The sequence below is a fragment of the Flavobacterium muglaense genome, assembly GCF_014305155.1.
Lineage (GTDB): Bacteria > Bacteroidota > Bacteroidia > Flavobacteriales > Flavobacteriaceae > Flavobacterium > Flavobacterium muglaense.
In genome coordinates, this window is record NZ_JACRUK010000023.1 from 1 (window position 1) to 15,868 (window position 15,868).

General features: G+C 36.6%; 14 protein-coding genes. 13 read left to right on the forward strand and 1 reads right to left on the reverse strand.

What is annotated here, in order from left to right; all coding sequences use genetic code 11:
• Nucleotides 1–527 precede the first annotated feature (527 nt).
• The 7 genes from H8R24_RS10410 to H8R24_RS10440 all read left to right on the forward strand — a co-directional run bounded on the left by H8R24_RS10410 (nt 528) and on the right by H8R24_RS10440 (nt 9,138).
• A complete protein-coding gene (locus H8R24_RS10410; RefSeq protein ID WP_187018820.1) occupies nt 528–2,021 on the forward strand; it encodes a cryptochrome/deoxyribodipyrimidine photo-lyase family protein in 1,494 nt (497 codons plus the stop codon).
• A complete protein-coding gene (locus tag H8R24_RS10415) occupies nt 2,018–2,752 on the forward strand; it encodes a YqjF family protein (RefSeq protein WP_187018818.1) in 735 nt (244 codons plus the stop codon). Before H8R24_RS10410 ends, H8R24_RS10415 begins: the two co-directional genes overlap by 4 nt.
• On the forward strand, nt 2,739–2,876 hold the full coding sequence (locus H8R24_RS10420) for a DUF2256 domain-containing protein (RefSeq protein WP_187018816.1): 138 nt from the start codon (nt 2,739–2,741) through the stop codon (nt 2,874–2,876). The genes H8R24_RS10415 and H8R24_RS10420 overlap by 14 nt, the downstream gene beginning before the upstream one ends.
• A 1-nt stretch (nt 2,877) precedes the next feature.
• On the forward strand, nt 2,878–4,413 hold the full coding sequence (locus H8R24_RS10425) for a cryptochrome/photolyase family protein (RefSeq protein ID WP_187018814.1): 1,536 nt from the start codon (nt 2,878–2,880) through the stop codon (nt 4,411–4,413).
• Complete coding sequence (locus tag H8R24_RS10430; protein ID WP_187018812.1) at nt 4,413–5,708, forward strand: DASH family cryptochrome; 1,296 nt, start codon at nt 4,413–4,415, stop codon at nt 5,706–5,708. The genes H8R24_RS10425 and H8R24_RS10430 overlap by 1 nt, the downstream gene beginning before the upstream one ends.
• A 670-nt stretch (nt 5,709–6,378) precedes the next feature.
• On the forward strand, nt 6,379–8,469 hold the full coding sequence (locus tag H8R24_RS10435; protein ID WP_225876806.1) for a prolyl oligopeptidase family serine peptidase: 2,091 nt from the start codon (nt 6,379–6,381) through the stop codon (nt 8,467–8,469).
• 354 nt (nt 8,470–8,823) lie between these two features.
• Complete coding sequence (locus H8R24_RS10440; protein WP_187018808.1) at nt 8,824–9,138, forward strand: HPF/RaiA family ribosome-associated protein; 315 nt, start codon at nt 8,824–8,826, stop codon at nt 9,136–9,138.
• A gap of 89 nt (nt 9,139–9,227) precedes the next feature.
• Here H8R24_RS10440 and H8R24_RS10445 read toward each other — a convergent pair whose 3' ends face one another.
• A complete protein-coding gene (locus H8R24_RS10445) occupies nt 9,228–10,814 on the reverse strand; it encodes a L,D-transpeptidase family protein (protein ID WP_187018806.1) in 1,587 nt (528 codons plus the stop codon).
• A gap of 170 nt (nt 10,815–10,984) precedes the next feature.
• Here H8R24_RS10445 and H8R24_RS10450 point away from each other — a divergent pair, with 170 nt between their 5' ends.
• The 6 genes from H8R24_RS10450 (at nt 10,985) to H8R24_RS10475 (ending at nt 15,784) form a co-directional block, all read left to right on the forward strand.
• The gene (locus H8R24_RS10450; RefSeq protein ID WP_187018804.1) at nt 10,985–11,503 is read left to right on the forward strand and encodes a nuclear transport factor 2 family protein; all 519 of its coding nucleotides are present in this window, start codon (nt 10,985–10,987) and stop codon (nt 11,501–11,503) included.
• Between the two features lie 213 nt (nt 11,504–11,716).
• Nucleotides 11,717–13,081 carry an ammonium transporter gene (locus H8R24_RS10455; RefSeq protein ID WP_187018802.1) on the forward strand — a complete coding sequence of 455 codons (1,365 nt, stop codon included), beginning with the start codon at nt 11,717–11,719 and terminating at the stop codon, nt 13,079–13,081.
• 303 nt (nt 13,082–13,384) lie between these two features.
• Complete coding sequence (gene trmB / locus H8R24_RS10460; protein WP_187018800.1) at nt 13,385–14,062, forward strand: tRNA (guanosine(46)-N7)-methyltransferase TrmB; 678 nt, start codon at nt 13,385–13,387, stop codon at nt 14,060–14,062.
• 54 nt (nt 14,063–14,116) lie between these two features.
• On the forward strand, nt 14,117–14,755 hold the full coding sequence (locus tag H8R24_RS10465; protein ID WP_187018798.1) for a LysE family transporter: 639 nt from the start codon (nt 14,117–14,119) through the stop codon (nt 14,753–14,755).
• 44 nt (nt 14,756–14,799) lie between these two features.
• Nucleotides 14,800–15,126 (forward strand): MGMT family protein, encoded by a 327-nt coding sequence (locus H8R24_RS10470; protein WP_187018796.1) that lies wholly within the window; start codon nt 14,800–14,802, stop codon nt 15,124–15,126.
• 58 nt (nt 15,127–15,184) lie between these two features.
• Complete coding sequence (locus H8R24_RS10475) at nt 15,185–15,784, forward strand: phage terminase small subunit-related protein (protein WP_225876805.1); 600 nt, start codon at nt 15,185–15,187, stop codon at nt 15,782–15,784.
• Nucleotides 15,785–15,868 lie beyond the last annotated feature (84 nt).

A 15,868-nucleotide genomic window follows, 5' to 3' on the forward strand; every position in this document is an offset into this window, starting at 1 on the left:
TTTTACCAACCATTAAGGGATTAAGGTTCATTAAGTATTGCGCTTAATTTTCTTAATTTCTTAATGGTTTTTTTATTTTTAACATATAAGTCATTTACGTTTTATGTTTCACAGAGAGGTATTGACGAAGCCCCATAGTTCCGCAGTGTTTTTTAGAGAAACAAGCAGTTTAATTTTTACCAACCATTAAGGGATTAAGGTTCATTAAGAATTGCGCTTAATTTTCTTAATTTCTTAATGGTTTTTTTATGCTTTTATGTTTCGCAGCGATTCTCAAAGTAAAAGCAGAGAAGGATAAAGACTTTTAACCATTTTAACTATTTAAGGTCATTTAAGTTTTGCTCATCATTTTCTTTATGTTTAAAAAAATCTCTGTGTGTCTTTGTTGTACCTCCGCGCATCTCTGTGTAACAACTTTTAAAAGCAACTCGATCATAGATATCTCTAAAAATGCGACGCTGTTTAAAACTTGTTTTGTATATTTGTTTAATCTTAATTTAAAAAGGTTAAACAATAATCCAAAAACTGTGAGTAGACCTACTGTAAATATTGTGTGGTTCAAGCGAGATCTTCGATTTATAGACAACGAAGCGCTATTTGCTGCTCATCATTCAGGTTTGCCCTTGCTTTTTGTTTATTGTTTTGAACCTTCGGTGATGCGTTATCCGGATGCCGATGTGCGTCATTGGCGTTTTATATTCGAATCGATTCAGGATTTACAGTTAAAACTGAATGCCATCAACGGAACTTTTTATCACTTCCATAATGAAGCAACTACTGTTTTTACAGAGTTAGTAAAAAACTACGCTATAAAAACGGTGTTCTCCCATCAAGAAATTGGTAACAAAATCACTTTTGATCGGGATATAGCCATGCAGGATTTTTTTATAAAAAACAATATTGAATGGAAAGAATCGCAAATGCATGGTGTGATTCGCAGATTAAAATCAAGACAACATTGGGACAAACGCTGGGAAGATGTCATGCGTGGCGAACCCAAAATGATTGCGGTTCAGGATTTAAAGTTGGCACAGTTAGAGGGTGGTTTGTATCAGGAATTACGAGGCGAACCCTTGTTGGAGGAAATGGTGAATCCTAATAAAAACTTCCAAAAAGGGGGCGAGAACTTGGCTTGGCGTTATTTGGATAGTTTTGTAAAAGAGCGCTATGTCAATTACAGTAAGCACATTTCAAAACCAGCTTTGAGCCGTAAAGGATGCAGTCGGTTGTCGCCCTATTTAACGTACGGCAATATCAGCATGCGAATGATTTACCAGTACACGAACCAACATTATGAAGGGTCGAAGAACAAGCGCGCCATTCTTAATTTTGTTTCCAGACTGCATTGGCATTGTCATTTTATTCAAAAATTTGAAGACGAATGCCGCATGGAATTTGAAAACGTCAATAGTGCTTATGACGCTTTGGTTAAACCAAAAAACGAAACCTACATCAAAGCTTGGCAAGAAGGAAAAACAGGTGTGCCTATTGTTGATGCTTGCATGCGCTGTTTGGTGGCCACGGGTTATATCAATTTTAGGATGCGGGCCATGGTGGTTTCTTTCTTTACCTTTAATCTATGGCAAGATTGGCGTGAATTGCATTTTTTGGCGCGGCAATTTCTAGACTATGAACCTGGAATTCATTATCCACAAATCCAGATGCAGTCTGGTACAACTGGGATAAACACCATTCGGATTTACAGCCCCATAAAAAACTCCGAAGATCACGATTCTGAAGGTGTTTTTATCAAACAATGGTTGCCTGAACTAGCTGAGGTTCCTGTTAATTTAATACATGAACCTTGGAAATTAAATCCCATCGAACAACAATTTTACAACTGCGAAATTGGGAAGGACTATCCGGAGCCCATCGTTAATATTGAAGAAACGAGAAAATATGCCAGCGATATCGTCTGGAGTTTTAGAAAAAAAGACGAAGTCAAACTAGAAGGACAACGGATTTTAAAAAAGCATGTTTCGAATCCTAATAAAAGAACTAAAAAGACAAATTCAAGATGACTATTTTTTTAAAAGCAAATTGGGAAAACATCATTATGGCCAATTATGTTATTGATCCTGTACTATTAAAACCGTTTGTGCCAAAGGGAGTAGAATTAGACTTGTTTGATGGTAAATGCTATGTCAGTCTGGTGGGATTTATGTTCAAGGATACAAAATTATTTGGTGTTCCAATTCCTTATTTTGGAACATTTGAAGAAATCAATTTGCGTTTTTATGTGGCTCGAAAAGAGGGAAACACCGTAAAACGAGGAGTGGTTTTTATCAATGAAACCATTCCGTATCCTATTGTGGCTTGGATGGCTAATAAGTTGTATAAAGAACATTATACGGTGGTGCCCACAAAACATAAAATAAAAACAGATGCTCCTCACAAGGATGTACAATTTGAGTGGCTTTTAAACAACAGATGGAATAGTATAGCAGTCAATGCGGCAACCAACTCGAAAATGATGGCAAAAGGATCCTTAGAAAAATTCATATTCGAACATTATTACGGCTATACCAAAGTGGATCAAAATAATACCGAAGAATACAAATTACAACACCCGTCATGGTTGGTAAATGAAGTATTGGACTATAAAATTGACTGCGACTTTAAAGCCATGTATGGAAATGCCTTTTCGGTTTTGAACCAAACCAAACCTGAAGCTGTTTTTATTGCCGAAGGTTCAGCAGTAGCGATTGAATGGAAAAGAAACCGAATCAATTTTGCGCATGAAAAACACTAAAAAACAACACCTACCCTCAAAGATTTGTGTGGTTTGTCAAAGACCGTTTAGTTGGCGCAAGAAATGGGAAAAAGTCTGGGACGAAGTCAAATATTGTAGTGATAAATGCCGAATGAATAAATAAAATGAAGAGAACAGTACGATTAATTTTAGGAGATCAGCTCAATAGCAATCATTCTTGGTTTCAAACCCATGAGGAGTCGGTGACTTATGTGATGATGGAAGTGCGCACAGAAACGGATTACGCCACGCATCACATCCAGAAAATTGTTGGTTTTTTTGCTGCCATGCAGGCTTTTGCCAAAGAATTAAAAGCCAATAATCATAACGTTATTTATTTACAGCTGAATGATCCAGCTAACTTGCAAGCATTCGATAAAAATTTAATGGTGTTAATTGATGAACATCAGTTTACGCATTTTGAATACCAGTTACCCGATGAATTTCGAGTAGATCAAATGTTGAAGGATTTTGCCAATTCTCTTGCTATCGAAACAGCAGCGGTTGATAGCGAACATTTTTTTACTTCAAGAACGGAACTGGGGACTTTTTTCGAAGGAAAAAAAACGTTTATTATGGAGAATTTTTATCGCATGCTTCGTAAAAAGCACAATGTGCTAATGGAAGGCGATCAGCCCTTGACAGGAAAGTGGAATTACGATAGCGAAAATAGAAAAAAATTACCCAAAAATCACAAGCCAACAACACCTTTAGTTTTTTCCAATAATGTGACGGATATTCTTGCGGAAGTTAACAAGACAGATGTTAAAACCATTGGAACAATAGATGCAGCTAATTTTGTTTGGCCTATAAATAGAGAACAGTCACTAGAATTATTAGATTTTTTTATCGACGAATGCCTGTGTTTATTTGGTAGCTATCAAGACGCCATGACGCCAAATGAGTGGTCGTTGTATCACTCTAGATTGTCTTTTTCGATGAATATCAAGATGATTTCCCCACAAGAGGTGATCGAAAAAGCAATTCAAGCTTGGCGAGACAACCCTGATAAAATAGAATACAATCAGCTAGAAGGTTTTGTGAGGCAAATTATAGGTTGGCGCGAGTACATGCGCGGTATTTATTGGTTAAAAATGCCCGAATATGCAACGATGAACTTTTTTAATAATGAAGAAAAGTTACCTGATTGGTTTTGGACAGGAAAGACCAAAATGAATTGTTTAAAAGACGCCATCAATCAATCTTTGAATTTTGCCTATGCACACCATATCCAGCGGTTGATGATAACGGGAAACTTTGCGCTTTTAGCCGGAGTGCATCCTGATGAAATAGACGCTTGGTATCTTGGTATTTATATCGATGCTATTGAATGGGTCGAGATTACCAATACACGAGGAATGAGTCAGTTTGCTGATGGCGGCATCGTAGGTACAAAACCGTACGTCAGTTCCGCATCGTATATCGATAAAATGAGTCATTATTGTGGCTCTTGTTATTACAAAAAAGCAGTAAAAACGGGTGATAAAGCCTGTCCTTTTAATAGTTTGTACTGGAACTTTTATGACAAACAGGAAGATAAATTAGGGAAAAATCCTCGCATAGGCATGATGTACAATGTTTGGAGGAAAATGAAAGTAGATGATAAAGCAGCGTTACTCGAACAAGCAAATTATTATTTAAACAACATAAACAACTTATAATGAAAACGGCAATAGTTTGGTTTAAAACAGATTTACGATTACTAGATAATGAAGCATTAGTAAAAGCGATTGCTCAAAGTGATCAAGTGGTTCCTGTGTATTGTTTTGATGAGGCGCAGTTTGAAACCACAACGTATGGGTTTAATAAAACGGGCAATTATCGCGCCCAGTTTTTATTAGAATCGGTACAAGACTTAGACGCTAATTTGAGAAAATTAGGCTCTGGTTTAGTGGTTTTAAAAGGAAAACCGGAAGAGGAAATTGCTAAAATTGTGTTGCAATATCGTGCCCAAAAAGTATTTGCAAAGCGAGAAGTGGCTTATGAAGAAAAACAAACCGAAAAAAAGGTACAGGACGCTTTGTTTAAATTGCGTTGTGAACTAGAAACGTTTAGTACAAGTACATTGTATCATGCTGAGGATCTGCCTTTTTCAATCAAAGACATTCCAGATGTGTTTACTTCTTTTAGAAAGAAAACCGAATTTGACGCGACTATCAGACCCATTTTTGAAGTTCCTACAGCGATAACTTCGCCTGAAATCGCGCCAATGGAAATACCGAGTTGGAAAGATTTAGATTTAAAAAAACCTAAAAAAGAATCTCGTGCCGCGATACAATTCAAAGGAGGAGAAACCGCTGCGCTGAACCGTTTGCATTATTACTTTTTTGAAACCAAACAACTGTCAGTATACAAAGAAACCCGCAACGGAATGGTAGGCGCAGATTATTCGTCTAAATTCTCTGCTTGGCTGGCCATGGGGTGTATTTCGCCAAGAGCGATTTATGATCAAATTAAAAAGTATGAAAAAGAAAATGGAGCTAATGATTCGACCTATTGGTTGGTTTTTGAGTTGTTGTGGCGTGATTTCTTTCGTTTTATGTTCAAGAAATACCAAACCAAATTTTTTCTCTATACCGGAATTCAACCTGAAAAACCCATTTCTAAGAAAGCGAGCGAAAGCGCACTATCACAATGGATCAACGGAAAAACCGATTCTGATTTTATCAATGCGAATATGCTGGAATTGAAAAAAACAGGATTCATGAGCAACCGCGGACGCCAAAATGTAGCCAGCTATTTCTGTAACGAATTACAAATGGATTGGCGCATGGGTGCTGCTTACTTTGAATCGCAATTAATCGATTATGATGTGTGTAGCAATTGGGGTAACTGGGCTTACCTCGCAGGTGTAGGCAACGACCCAAGAAAACACCGTTATTTCAACATCGAAAAACAGGCTAAGGATTATGATAAAGACGGTGAATTCCGTAAACTGTGGTTGCTGGAAAATTAATTTTTTGTTTCGCAGAGTGGAACGTAGAAATTCTCCGATTTTTTTAAACAAATAATAAGTTTGATTTTTAAAAACCATTAAGGGATTAAGGTAAATTAAGTATTCCGCTTAATTTTCTTGATTTCTTAATGGTGAAATAAAACAATTTGCGATGCTCTGTGCTGTCTTCGTGCGCCTACGCGTAACAAACTTTACCCGCATTCTGTTTAAAAAAACTTTGCGATGCTCTGCGTTCCCTCCGTGCGTTTCCGCGTAACAATTTTTACTCGAAATCTATTAAAAAAAATTTGCGATGCTCTGCGTTCCCTCCGTGCGTTTCCGCGTAACAATTTTTACTCGAAATCTATTAAAAAACACTTTGCGATGCTCTGCGTTTCCTCCGTGCCTCTCTGCGTAGCAATTTTCACTCGAAATCTATTAAAAAACAGTTTGCGATGCTCTGCGTTACCTCCGTGCGCCTCCGCGTAACAATTTTTACTCGAAATCTATTAAAAAACAGTTTGCGATGCTCTGTGTTACCTCCGTGCACCTCTGCGTAGTAATTATTCATCACAATCAAGTAACAAAACACCGCTTTCAACGACACATACACCATAGCTCTCTTATTCAAAGAACGCGATAGTTTTGTTAAACCAATAAAAAGATACTAATGAAAAAATTAATTCTGATAATGGCAATACTCCCAACAATGGTTGCAACTGCACAAAAACAAGAACCCATAAAATATCCGGTTACCACAAAAGGGACTGTAGTCGATACGTATTTTGATACCGCTGTTAGCGATCCTTACCGCTGGCTAGAAGACGATCGTTCGAATGAAACTGCTGCTTGGGTAAAAGCACAAAATGAAGTTACTTACGGTTATTTAGATAAAATCCCTTTTCGCGATGCGCTAAAAAACCGCATGGAGAAATTGTGGAATTACGAAAAAATAGGAGCGCCCTCAAAAGAAGGGAGCTTTACTTATTTTTCAAAAAACAATGGACTGCAAAATCAATCTGTTGTTTATAGAAAAGACGGAGCTGGTAAAGAAGAAGTTTTTTTAGACCCCAATACTTTTTCTAAAGACGGGACAACCTCTTTGGGTGGGTTGGATTTCTCCAAAGACGGTTCTAAAGTAGCTTACGCCATTTCCGAAGGTGGTAGCGACTGGCGTAAAGTAATCATCATGGATGTTTTGTCTAAGAAAGTGATTGAAGACACCATTGTTGATGTTAAATTCAGCGGGCTGTCATGGAGAGGTAACGAAGGTTTTTACTACTCAAGCTATGAAAAACCAAAAGGGAGCGAGCTTTCTGCTAAAACGGATCAGCATAAACTGTATTTCCATAAACTAGGAACGGCGCAAAAGGACGATCAAGTGATCTTTGGCGCAGACCAAAAACGCCGCTACGTAGGTGGTTATGTAACCGAGGATGATGCGTATCTCGTGATATCTGCGGCTAACTCTACTTACGGAAACGAATTGTACATTAAAAGTTTAAAAACAGCCAATAGCCCTATTATTACCATCGTTGACAATTTTAATAGTGACAACAGTATCATAGAAACCGCAGGAAGCAAATTGTTTATAGAGACGGACTTGCACGCGCCTAACAAGCGTATTGTTACTGTCGATTTTGCTACTCCATCGCCAGCGAATTGGGTTGATTTTATTCCAGAAACGACTAATGTGTTATCTCCTTCAACAGGAGCGGGTTTTATCTTTGCTAACTATATGAAAGATGCCGTTTCAGTAGTGCAACAATACGATTATACAGGAAAAATGATTCGCGAAATCAAATTGCCAGCCGTAGGAACTGCTGGAGGTTTCGGCGGAAAGAAAGACGATACAACGCTGTATTATTCGTTTACCAATTATACTACGCCAGTAACGGTTTATGCTTTAGAACCAAAATCAGGAAAATCAACGGTCTATGCAAAACCTAATGTAGATTTCAAAAGTGAAAATTACGAGTCAAAACAAGTTTTTTATACTTCAAAAGACGGGACTAAAATCCCAATGATCATCACCTACAAAAAAGGATTAAAACTAAACGGACAAAACCCAACCATGCTTTACGGTTACGGTGGGTTTAATGTAAGCTTGACGCCAAGTTTTAGTATTGCCAATGCTGTTTGGATGGAAAACGGAGGCGTTTATGCCGTGCCTAACTTGCGTGGTGGTGGTGAATACGGTAAAAAATGGCACGATGCAGGTACTAAAATGCAAAAACAAAATGTATTTGATGACTTCATCGCTGCAGCCGAATATCTAATTGCTCAAAAATACACTTCGACCAATTTTCTTGCCATTCGTGGTGGGTCAAATGGTGGTTTGCTTGTGGGTGCAACCATGACACAGCGTCCTGACTTGATGAAAGTCGCTTTACCGGCCGTGGGTGTGATGGATATGTTGCGTTACCATACGTTTACTGCAGGAGCAGGTTGGGCGTACGATTACGGAACCGCTCAAGACAGCAAAGAAATGTTTGAATACATTAAAGGCTATTCGCCAGTGCAAAACGTGAAGGCAGGAACGCATTATCCCGCAACAATGGTAACCACAGGTGATCATGACGATAGAGTAGTGCCAGCGCACAGTTTTAAGTTTGCAGCCGAGTTGCAAGAAAAACAAACTGGATCAAATCCTACCTTAATTCGCATTGATGTAAAAGCAGGTCACGGAGCAGGGAAATCCGTAGCGGCAAGCATTCAAGAAAATGTCGATATTCAAGCATTTACGCTATACAATATGGGAATTACAACTTTGCCAAAATAAGAGTTAGGAGCTATTTCCTGCTGTTCGCTGTATCTTTTCCTTTTTAAAGAAAAAAGGAAAAGGATGCCGCTTCCATCAGGGCTAGGACAATCGGTACTCAAATAACCATAGATTAAATTGAAAACGGTATTCGAAAGAATAGCGTTTTTTTTATTAGTAGATGTAGTAGATCAGGCTAAAAATAAAGGCAGGATAGTCCAATACCACTGTGATAACACGATTTAACAATACGAGCGAGTCTAAGTGGCTCTGAGCGACTGTATTGCTATTTTAATTCATAATTTTTTACTAATTCATTCGTTTTTTGGCTTCTCGTTCGTTAACTTTGAGAGACAATCATAAATACTTTAAAAGATGAAAATACAATTCAATACAGACAAAAACATAGAAGGACACCAAAGATTAGAAACTTATTTTACAGGTGAAATGGAAAAATCATTAGCGCGTTTTGATGATAAAATCACCAGGATCGAGGTGCATATAGGAGATGAAAACAGTGATAAATCAGGTGTAAATGATAAACGTTGCATGATTGAAGCTCGTCCAGCTAATTTACAACCTATGGCGGTTACAGCTCACGCTGATTCAGTCGAGAAAGCGTTTCACCTTGCTTTAGATAAAATTAAAAAATCACTATCTACTACTTTCGAAAAACAAAAAGAGCACTAGGATTTCAATATCAGGTAGTTTATCATATATAAAAAAGAACACTTTCGTTATTGGCGAAAGTGTTCTTTTTTTTGGGTTCAAACCGTATTTTATTTTTCGAATAATAAAGCAGCAAGTGCAGCGTCTCTCTTGTAAACATCGTCATAAAAATGCAAAACACCTTCTTCATCTACCCAGCTGGTAAAGTAGCCTATGTATACGGGTATTTTGTTTTTAAGAGTGTACCATGATTCTTTGCCGTTGTGCATTGCTTCTTGTATTTTTTCGGCATCCCATTTTGGGTCGCTTTTCAAAATTGTTTCGGCAAGCAACTCTGGATTTTGGACACGTATGCATCCATGACTAAATGCTCTTTTGTCTTTGCTAAATAAATATTTCGACGGAGTGTCGTGCAGGTAAATAGCATTCGAATTAGGGAACAAAAATTTAACGAGACCTAATGAGTTGCGAGAACCCGGTTTTTGACGCACTCTTCCGTTGTTCCATTCCATATTATGTTGGGCAAGATAGTTGCTGTTATTCGCTATTCCAGGTAAAATTTCTTTTTTAATAATACTTGTTGGAATGTTCCAATACGGGCTAAAAACGATGTACTTCATCGGTGCACTAAAAATAACGGTTTTGTTTAGTGTTTTGCCCACAACCACGTTGAGGTTCAAGATGCTTTTGCCGCTTTTAAAATAATTCAATTCGTACGATGGGATGTTGACAGCTATGACTTCATTTGCTTCAGCAATATCTTTGGTAACCCATCTACAGCGTTCCATATTAACAACCAGTGTTTCTATAAGTGAGTTAACAGGTGTGCTTAGGTAGTTCAAGGTAGAGCCATAAAGTAATTTGTCACCCTTGATGCCACGTGTTTTTTTGAATGCTACTACGGCATCTGCTAGTGCTTCGTCATAAATACGGCTTTCAGAATCGGTTGTTAAAAACCCATCAAGGAATAATCTTTTGCGTACTTGTCCTATCGCTTGTACACTATCACCAATTTTTAATGTTTTAACACCAGCTGGAAGTGTGATGCTGTCCCAACCTCCCTTTTTTTCAATTTGGCGGTATTTTTTTAATTGATCTCTTAATAAATAGTATTGACTAAAGAGTGCTTTTTTATCCTTCTTGATTAGTGATGGGTCAATGAGTAGCGAGTCGGTATAAGTGCCATAAGTTTGTTTTTCACGCGGTAAAAACCATTCCATCTCATTTGATTTTGCTGCGTCTATACCATGATAAACTTGGTCAATATAAAAGAAATACAAAGCAGTAGTTAATAATTCCGAATTAACATTGGGTGTTTTACTGTCTTTTGGTCCTTCATATATTAAGTCAAATTCTGTTTTATATGGAATCGCTTTGATAATGCCTTCTTCCGGTAGGTTGATGATCTTATTGTATAAAACATTGGCAAACTCATTGATGCCATTTTCATTGTACCAAACGTACTTGAACTCGTGTTTGCGATAAAGGTTTTTTACATCAACCTGGTATTTTTGTAGTAAAGGGTGTTTGCCAAAAAAGTAGGCAACTTCAGTGCTGTCAAATGGAGTTGCGGATAAGTCATGAAGCCATATGTCTTCTATGGATGCTAGAACATTGTTTTTTTTGCAGGAGCTAGCGCTAATGGAGACAGCAAAGGCAATTGTAAAAAAGAATAAAGCAGTGTAAATTTTTTTCATATATTAGACTTAAAAACTAAATCGGTGTAAAAATACATTAAAAAGTTAATAAACTGCAATTTAGGATTATATATAAAAATTAACTAATAATAAGTACGATTTTAGTGCTAATTACGCTGACTTTCAAAGATTTTTAACTGTTTTTTATTCCCTTACTTAATTCGTTTTTTATGAAAAATACATTTCTTTCTATTTTCTTATTACTGTTTTTTTCTTCCTGTGCAGTTGCACAAAATCGTACTAAACAAGAAGAACTACAAGTAAATACAGTGCTAGATGCTTGGCACAAAGCTGCTGCCGATGCGCAGTTTGAAACTTATTTTGATTTGATGAGTCCGGATGCAATTTTTATAGGAACGGATGCTTCAGAAAATTGGAATAAAATAAATTTTAAAGCGTATGCTAAACCGCATTTCGATAAAGGAAAAGCGTGGAGCTTTACAGCCATTGAGCGTCATGTGTTTTTTGACAAGACAGGAAAATTTGCTTGGTTTGATGAGTTATTAAGTACGCAAATGAAGGTGTGTCGCGGTTCTGGTGTACTAGTTAAAACGGGAGGGAAATGGAAAATACAACAATACGTTTTGTCAATGACCATCCCTAATGAAAATGCAAATGAAGTCATTAAGATTAAAACACCCTTGGAGGATATTGTTATAAATAAACTAAAAGTTAAGTCAAAACAGTAAGTTGTAAATTGAAGTAAGAATAATATTAAAACATAATTCTCAAAAATAGGTTCAGATCGTTGGTATAAAATAGGGTTCTGTTATTATATCGTTATGATGGTTGCTAATTTGATTATAATTTGGAGATACTCCCTTCTTATGGGTTGGTTTTTTTATAAAATATAATTTTTTTTTAACTTTGCCCCCTGTTTTAATGGGGTAAAATTATTAAATATGAAAACCGAGAGTCGCTGGATTATTGCCTTTGTAATTATAAGTATTGTTTGTATTGCTGGAGTGTTATGGCCAGCTGTGTCAGAATTAAATCCTATTTTGGCCAATTTTGGTTCAGTAGATCAAATTATTCCTGCTGATGTGGCTTGGATGTTAACTTCTTGCTGCTTGGTGTTGATCATGACTCCTGGCTTGTCTTTTTTCTATGGAGGAATGGTGGGCAAGAAAAATGTGATTTCGACCATGTTGCAAAGTTTTATTTGTTTGGGTGTGGTAACACTGCTATGGGTAGTGGTTGGTTTTAGTTTGGCCTTCGGTGAGCCTATGGGAATACACATTGGAACAGGTTTTTATAGTTTTGTGGGTAATCCTACCAGTTTTGCTTTTATGGATTATGTGGGTATGTTGCCACATAAACAGTTAGCGTCAACAGTCCCTTTTATGTTGTACGCCTTGTTTCAAATGAAATTTGCTGTGATTGCACCGGCCATTATCACCGGTTCTTTTGCAGAGCGTGTTCGTTTTATTTCGTATTTACTTTTTATTTGTCTCTTTACATTATTTATATATGCTCCTTTGTGTCACGCTGTTTGGTACCCTACGGGAATCTTAGGTTCGTTTTTTGGAGTAAAAGATTTTGCTGGTGGAACTGTAGTGCATATGAGTGCTGGTTTTGCGGCTTTGGCGGGTGTTATTGTTTTGGGTAAGAGAAACAATAGCAATCATGTGCCTACTAATATTCCTTTTGTTTTATTGGGAACAGGAATGCTTTGGTTTGGGTGGATCGGTTTTAACGCGGGTTCGTCATTAGAGGCTAATGGTGTTGCTGCTATGGCATTTGCAACGACAACTACTGCTTCGGCGGCGGCTATGCTAACATGGATTTTCTATGATCGAATTAACGGACGAAAAGTATCGGCGCTTGGTGCTTGTATTGGTGCTGTGGTTGGATTGGTCTCAATCACGCCAGCTGCGGGTTATGTATCGGTTCCAGAGAGTATGTTCTTTGGGTTTATTGCAGCTATCGTTTCTAATTTTGTGGTACATGCTAAGTTTTTAAACCGAATTGACGATACGCTAGACGTATTTGCTTGTCATGGTGTAGGCGGAATAATGGGAATGATTTTAACAGCTGTTTTTGCTCATGGCGAAAATGCGAGTTTGATGCATGGTGGGTGGGGTGTTTTTGGACACCATATGATTGCCTTGGTCTTAGTGTCTATTTTTACTTTTTTTGGTGCTTATCTTTTGTTTAAAATCACCAATAGAATCATACCAATGCGCGTTTCTGAAGAATCAGAAATTATAGGATTGGATTTGTCGCAACACGATGAAACCTTGTTTCCTATTGAGTGCACAGAATAATAAGGGGTTTTATAACCCAACTTCTCGATACAGCCTAGGTTTTTTGTCGTATTTACCTATCGTAAGTCAAATTGTGACTTTGATTGTAATTGTAGTTTACAGCTGTCATTGTTTTATTTTTTTACTAAAATTGTTCTTGTAATAATGGAGAAAAGTAAAAAAGGTATCGGGAAGTTTTTTTGTTATTGCTACCGTTGCTGTTAAATAATCCTTGACGATGCGCTTCGGTCTTATATATTTCCTTAATTTTGCTGCTTGAGACCTTTTAGGTCAAATTGTACGTAGTAAAATATTGAGAAAATCGTGGGAAGCAAAAATAAATTAAAGAGATTCATGGAAAACGAAACATTTGTAAATGTTTTTCAACCAACAAGAGAAGAAGTAGTAGGTGATTTATTTCCTTTAAGAGGAAAATGGAACACTGAATTTTTTAAAAATGACAATCCATTGGTCTTAGAATTAGGTTGTGGAAAAGGAGAATATTCAGTTGGTCTTGCCGAAAGATATCCAAATAAAAACTTTGTTGGAATTGACATTAAAGGAGCTCGTTTTTGGCGTGGTGCTAAGACGGCTGTGGAAACTGGATTAAATAATGTGGCTTTTATTCGAACTCAAATCGAATTGATCAATCACGTTTTTGCCGAAAATGAAGTCGATGAAATTTGGATTACTTTTCCAGATCCTCAAATTAAATACAAGCGTACAAAGCACCGTATGACCAATTCGGAATTTTTGCAATTGTATAAAAAAATCCTTAAAAAAGACGGAGTTGTAAATTTAAAAACAGATAGTGAATTCATGCACGGATACACTTTAGGATTGCTTCATGGGGAAGGTCACGAAGTTTTGTATGCTAATCATAATGTATACGTGAATGAAGGAAGTCCTGAGGAAGTAACTGCTTTTCAGACCTTTTACGAAAAACAATATTTGCAAGTTAACAAAGCAATTACGTATATTCGATTTAAAATTAAAGATTAATTACGCTATCTAGCGCAATTAATGGAGTTGCTTTCAATCTTTGAAAACCAGTAAATGAATTTTATCTTACCTTTATTTTTAGGATTTATTACCGCAGTTGTAGGGATTGTTCCGCCTGGATTAATCAATATGACTGCTGCCAAAGTGAATCTAAAAGAGGGTAGGAAAAACGCCTATTGGTTTGTGTTGGGAGCAATAATTATAATTTTTCTGCAAGCGTACTTGGCGATATTATTTGCCACTATCATCAATACGCGTCCCGATATTGTTATTCTATTACGCGAAATAGGATTTGGAATTTTTGGAGCTTTAACGATTTATTTTTTGTGGATTGCCAAAAAACCAAAAATCAAGAAGGCCAAAATCGATAAAAAAAGTACCAAAAAACGGTTCTTTTTAGGAATGTTGTTGTCTGCTTTGAACTTTTTTCCTATTCCGTATTACGTATTTATCAGTGTAACCTTGTCATCGTATCAACTGTTTTCATTTGATAATTTGTCTGTTTTTACTTTTGTAAGCGGTGTTGGTTTAGGGTCGGCACTTGTGTTTTATTTTTACATTCGTTTCTTTCAAAAAATTGAAAACAAAGCCGATAGTATGTTAAAAAACATGAATACAATAATTGGTAGTATTACGGGAGTAGTATCTCTTATTACCCTTTTTAACATTGTTAGGTATTATTTAGAAAATTAAAAAAAAAGTCTCTTTGAGGTTTTTACTTTTTATCCTTTACCGATATGTCAAATGATAACTTTTTTGAACGTGTTTATGCAGTTGCAAGGCAAATTCCTTATGGTAAGGTTACCTCTTATGGCGCTATTGCAAAAGCGTTAGGTGCGGCACGATCGGCACGAATGGTAGGTTGGGCAATGAATGCTTCGCACAATATGGAGGACGTTCCTGCACATCGAGTGGTCAATAGAAAAGGATTGCTTACCGGAAAATTTCATTTTGATGGTACAAATCTCATGCAACAGTTACTGGAAAGTGAAGGAATTGTAGTTATAGACAATCAAATAATAGACTTTGAGAAGCATTTTTGGGAACCGCCAATGAAGGAATGATTTTCGGTTTTTCGGATGAAAAAATTCTAAATGTATAATCTTTAAAATATTTTATCTTATGAAACTTGAAAAAATGAAAATGATTAGACTTTATCCAAATGAGGAGTTTAAAGAAATAATTATTGAGGATAAACTAAAACTACGCTACGCAATTTCAAACAAAGGAAGACTAATTAGCTTTGTAGATAACATGAAATGTGCAAGAGAATTAAAAGGAGCGATGACTGATGGATACAGAATGTTCCGGTATAAGCTGTACAGTGATGGGCAAGTTAAAAATAAACATCTTTTTATTTACAAACTTGTAGCAGAATATTTTATCCCGAAAACTTCGGAGGAACAAATTCACGTTTTACATTTAGATCGCAAACGTGATAATGATGACTACCGAAACTTAAAATGGGCAACTAAAGAAGAAATGGCTCAACATAGAAGAGAAAGTCCCTATGTGAAAGAGGCGCAATTGAACTTAGTGAAACACAATTTAGAATCAAACGGAAGGAAACTGACGATTACTAAAGTGATGCTGATAAAAAAAATATTATCAAAACCGGGACAAACCACAAGATTGAAGATGATTGCTAAACAATTTGGCGTAAGCGAAATGCAAATAAGACGAATTAAATCAGGCGAAAATTGGAGTCAAGTGAAAATATAAAAAACGGTCTTGGTAGTAGCATCTTTAGTACATTGTTTTCTTAGTACTATTATTTAAACAGAGTACAAATTATCAGGTGGAACT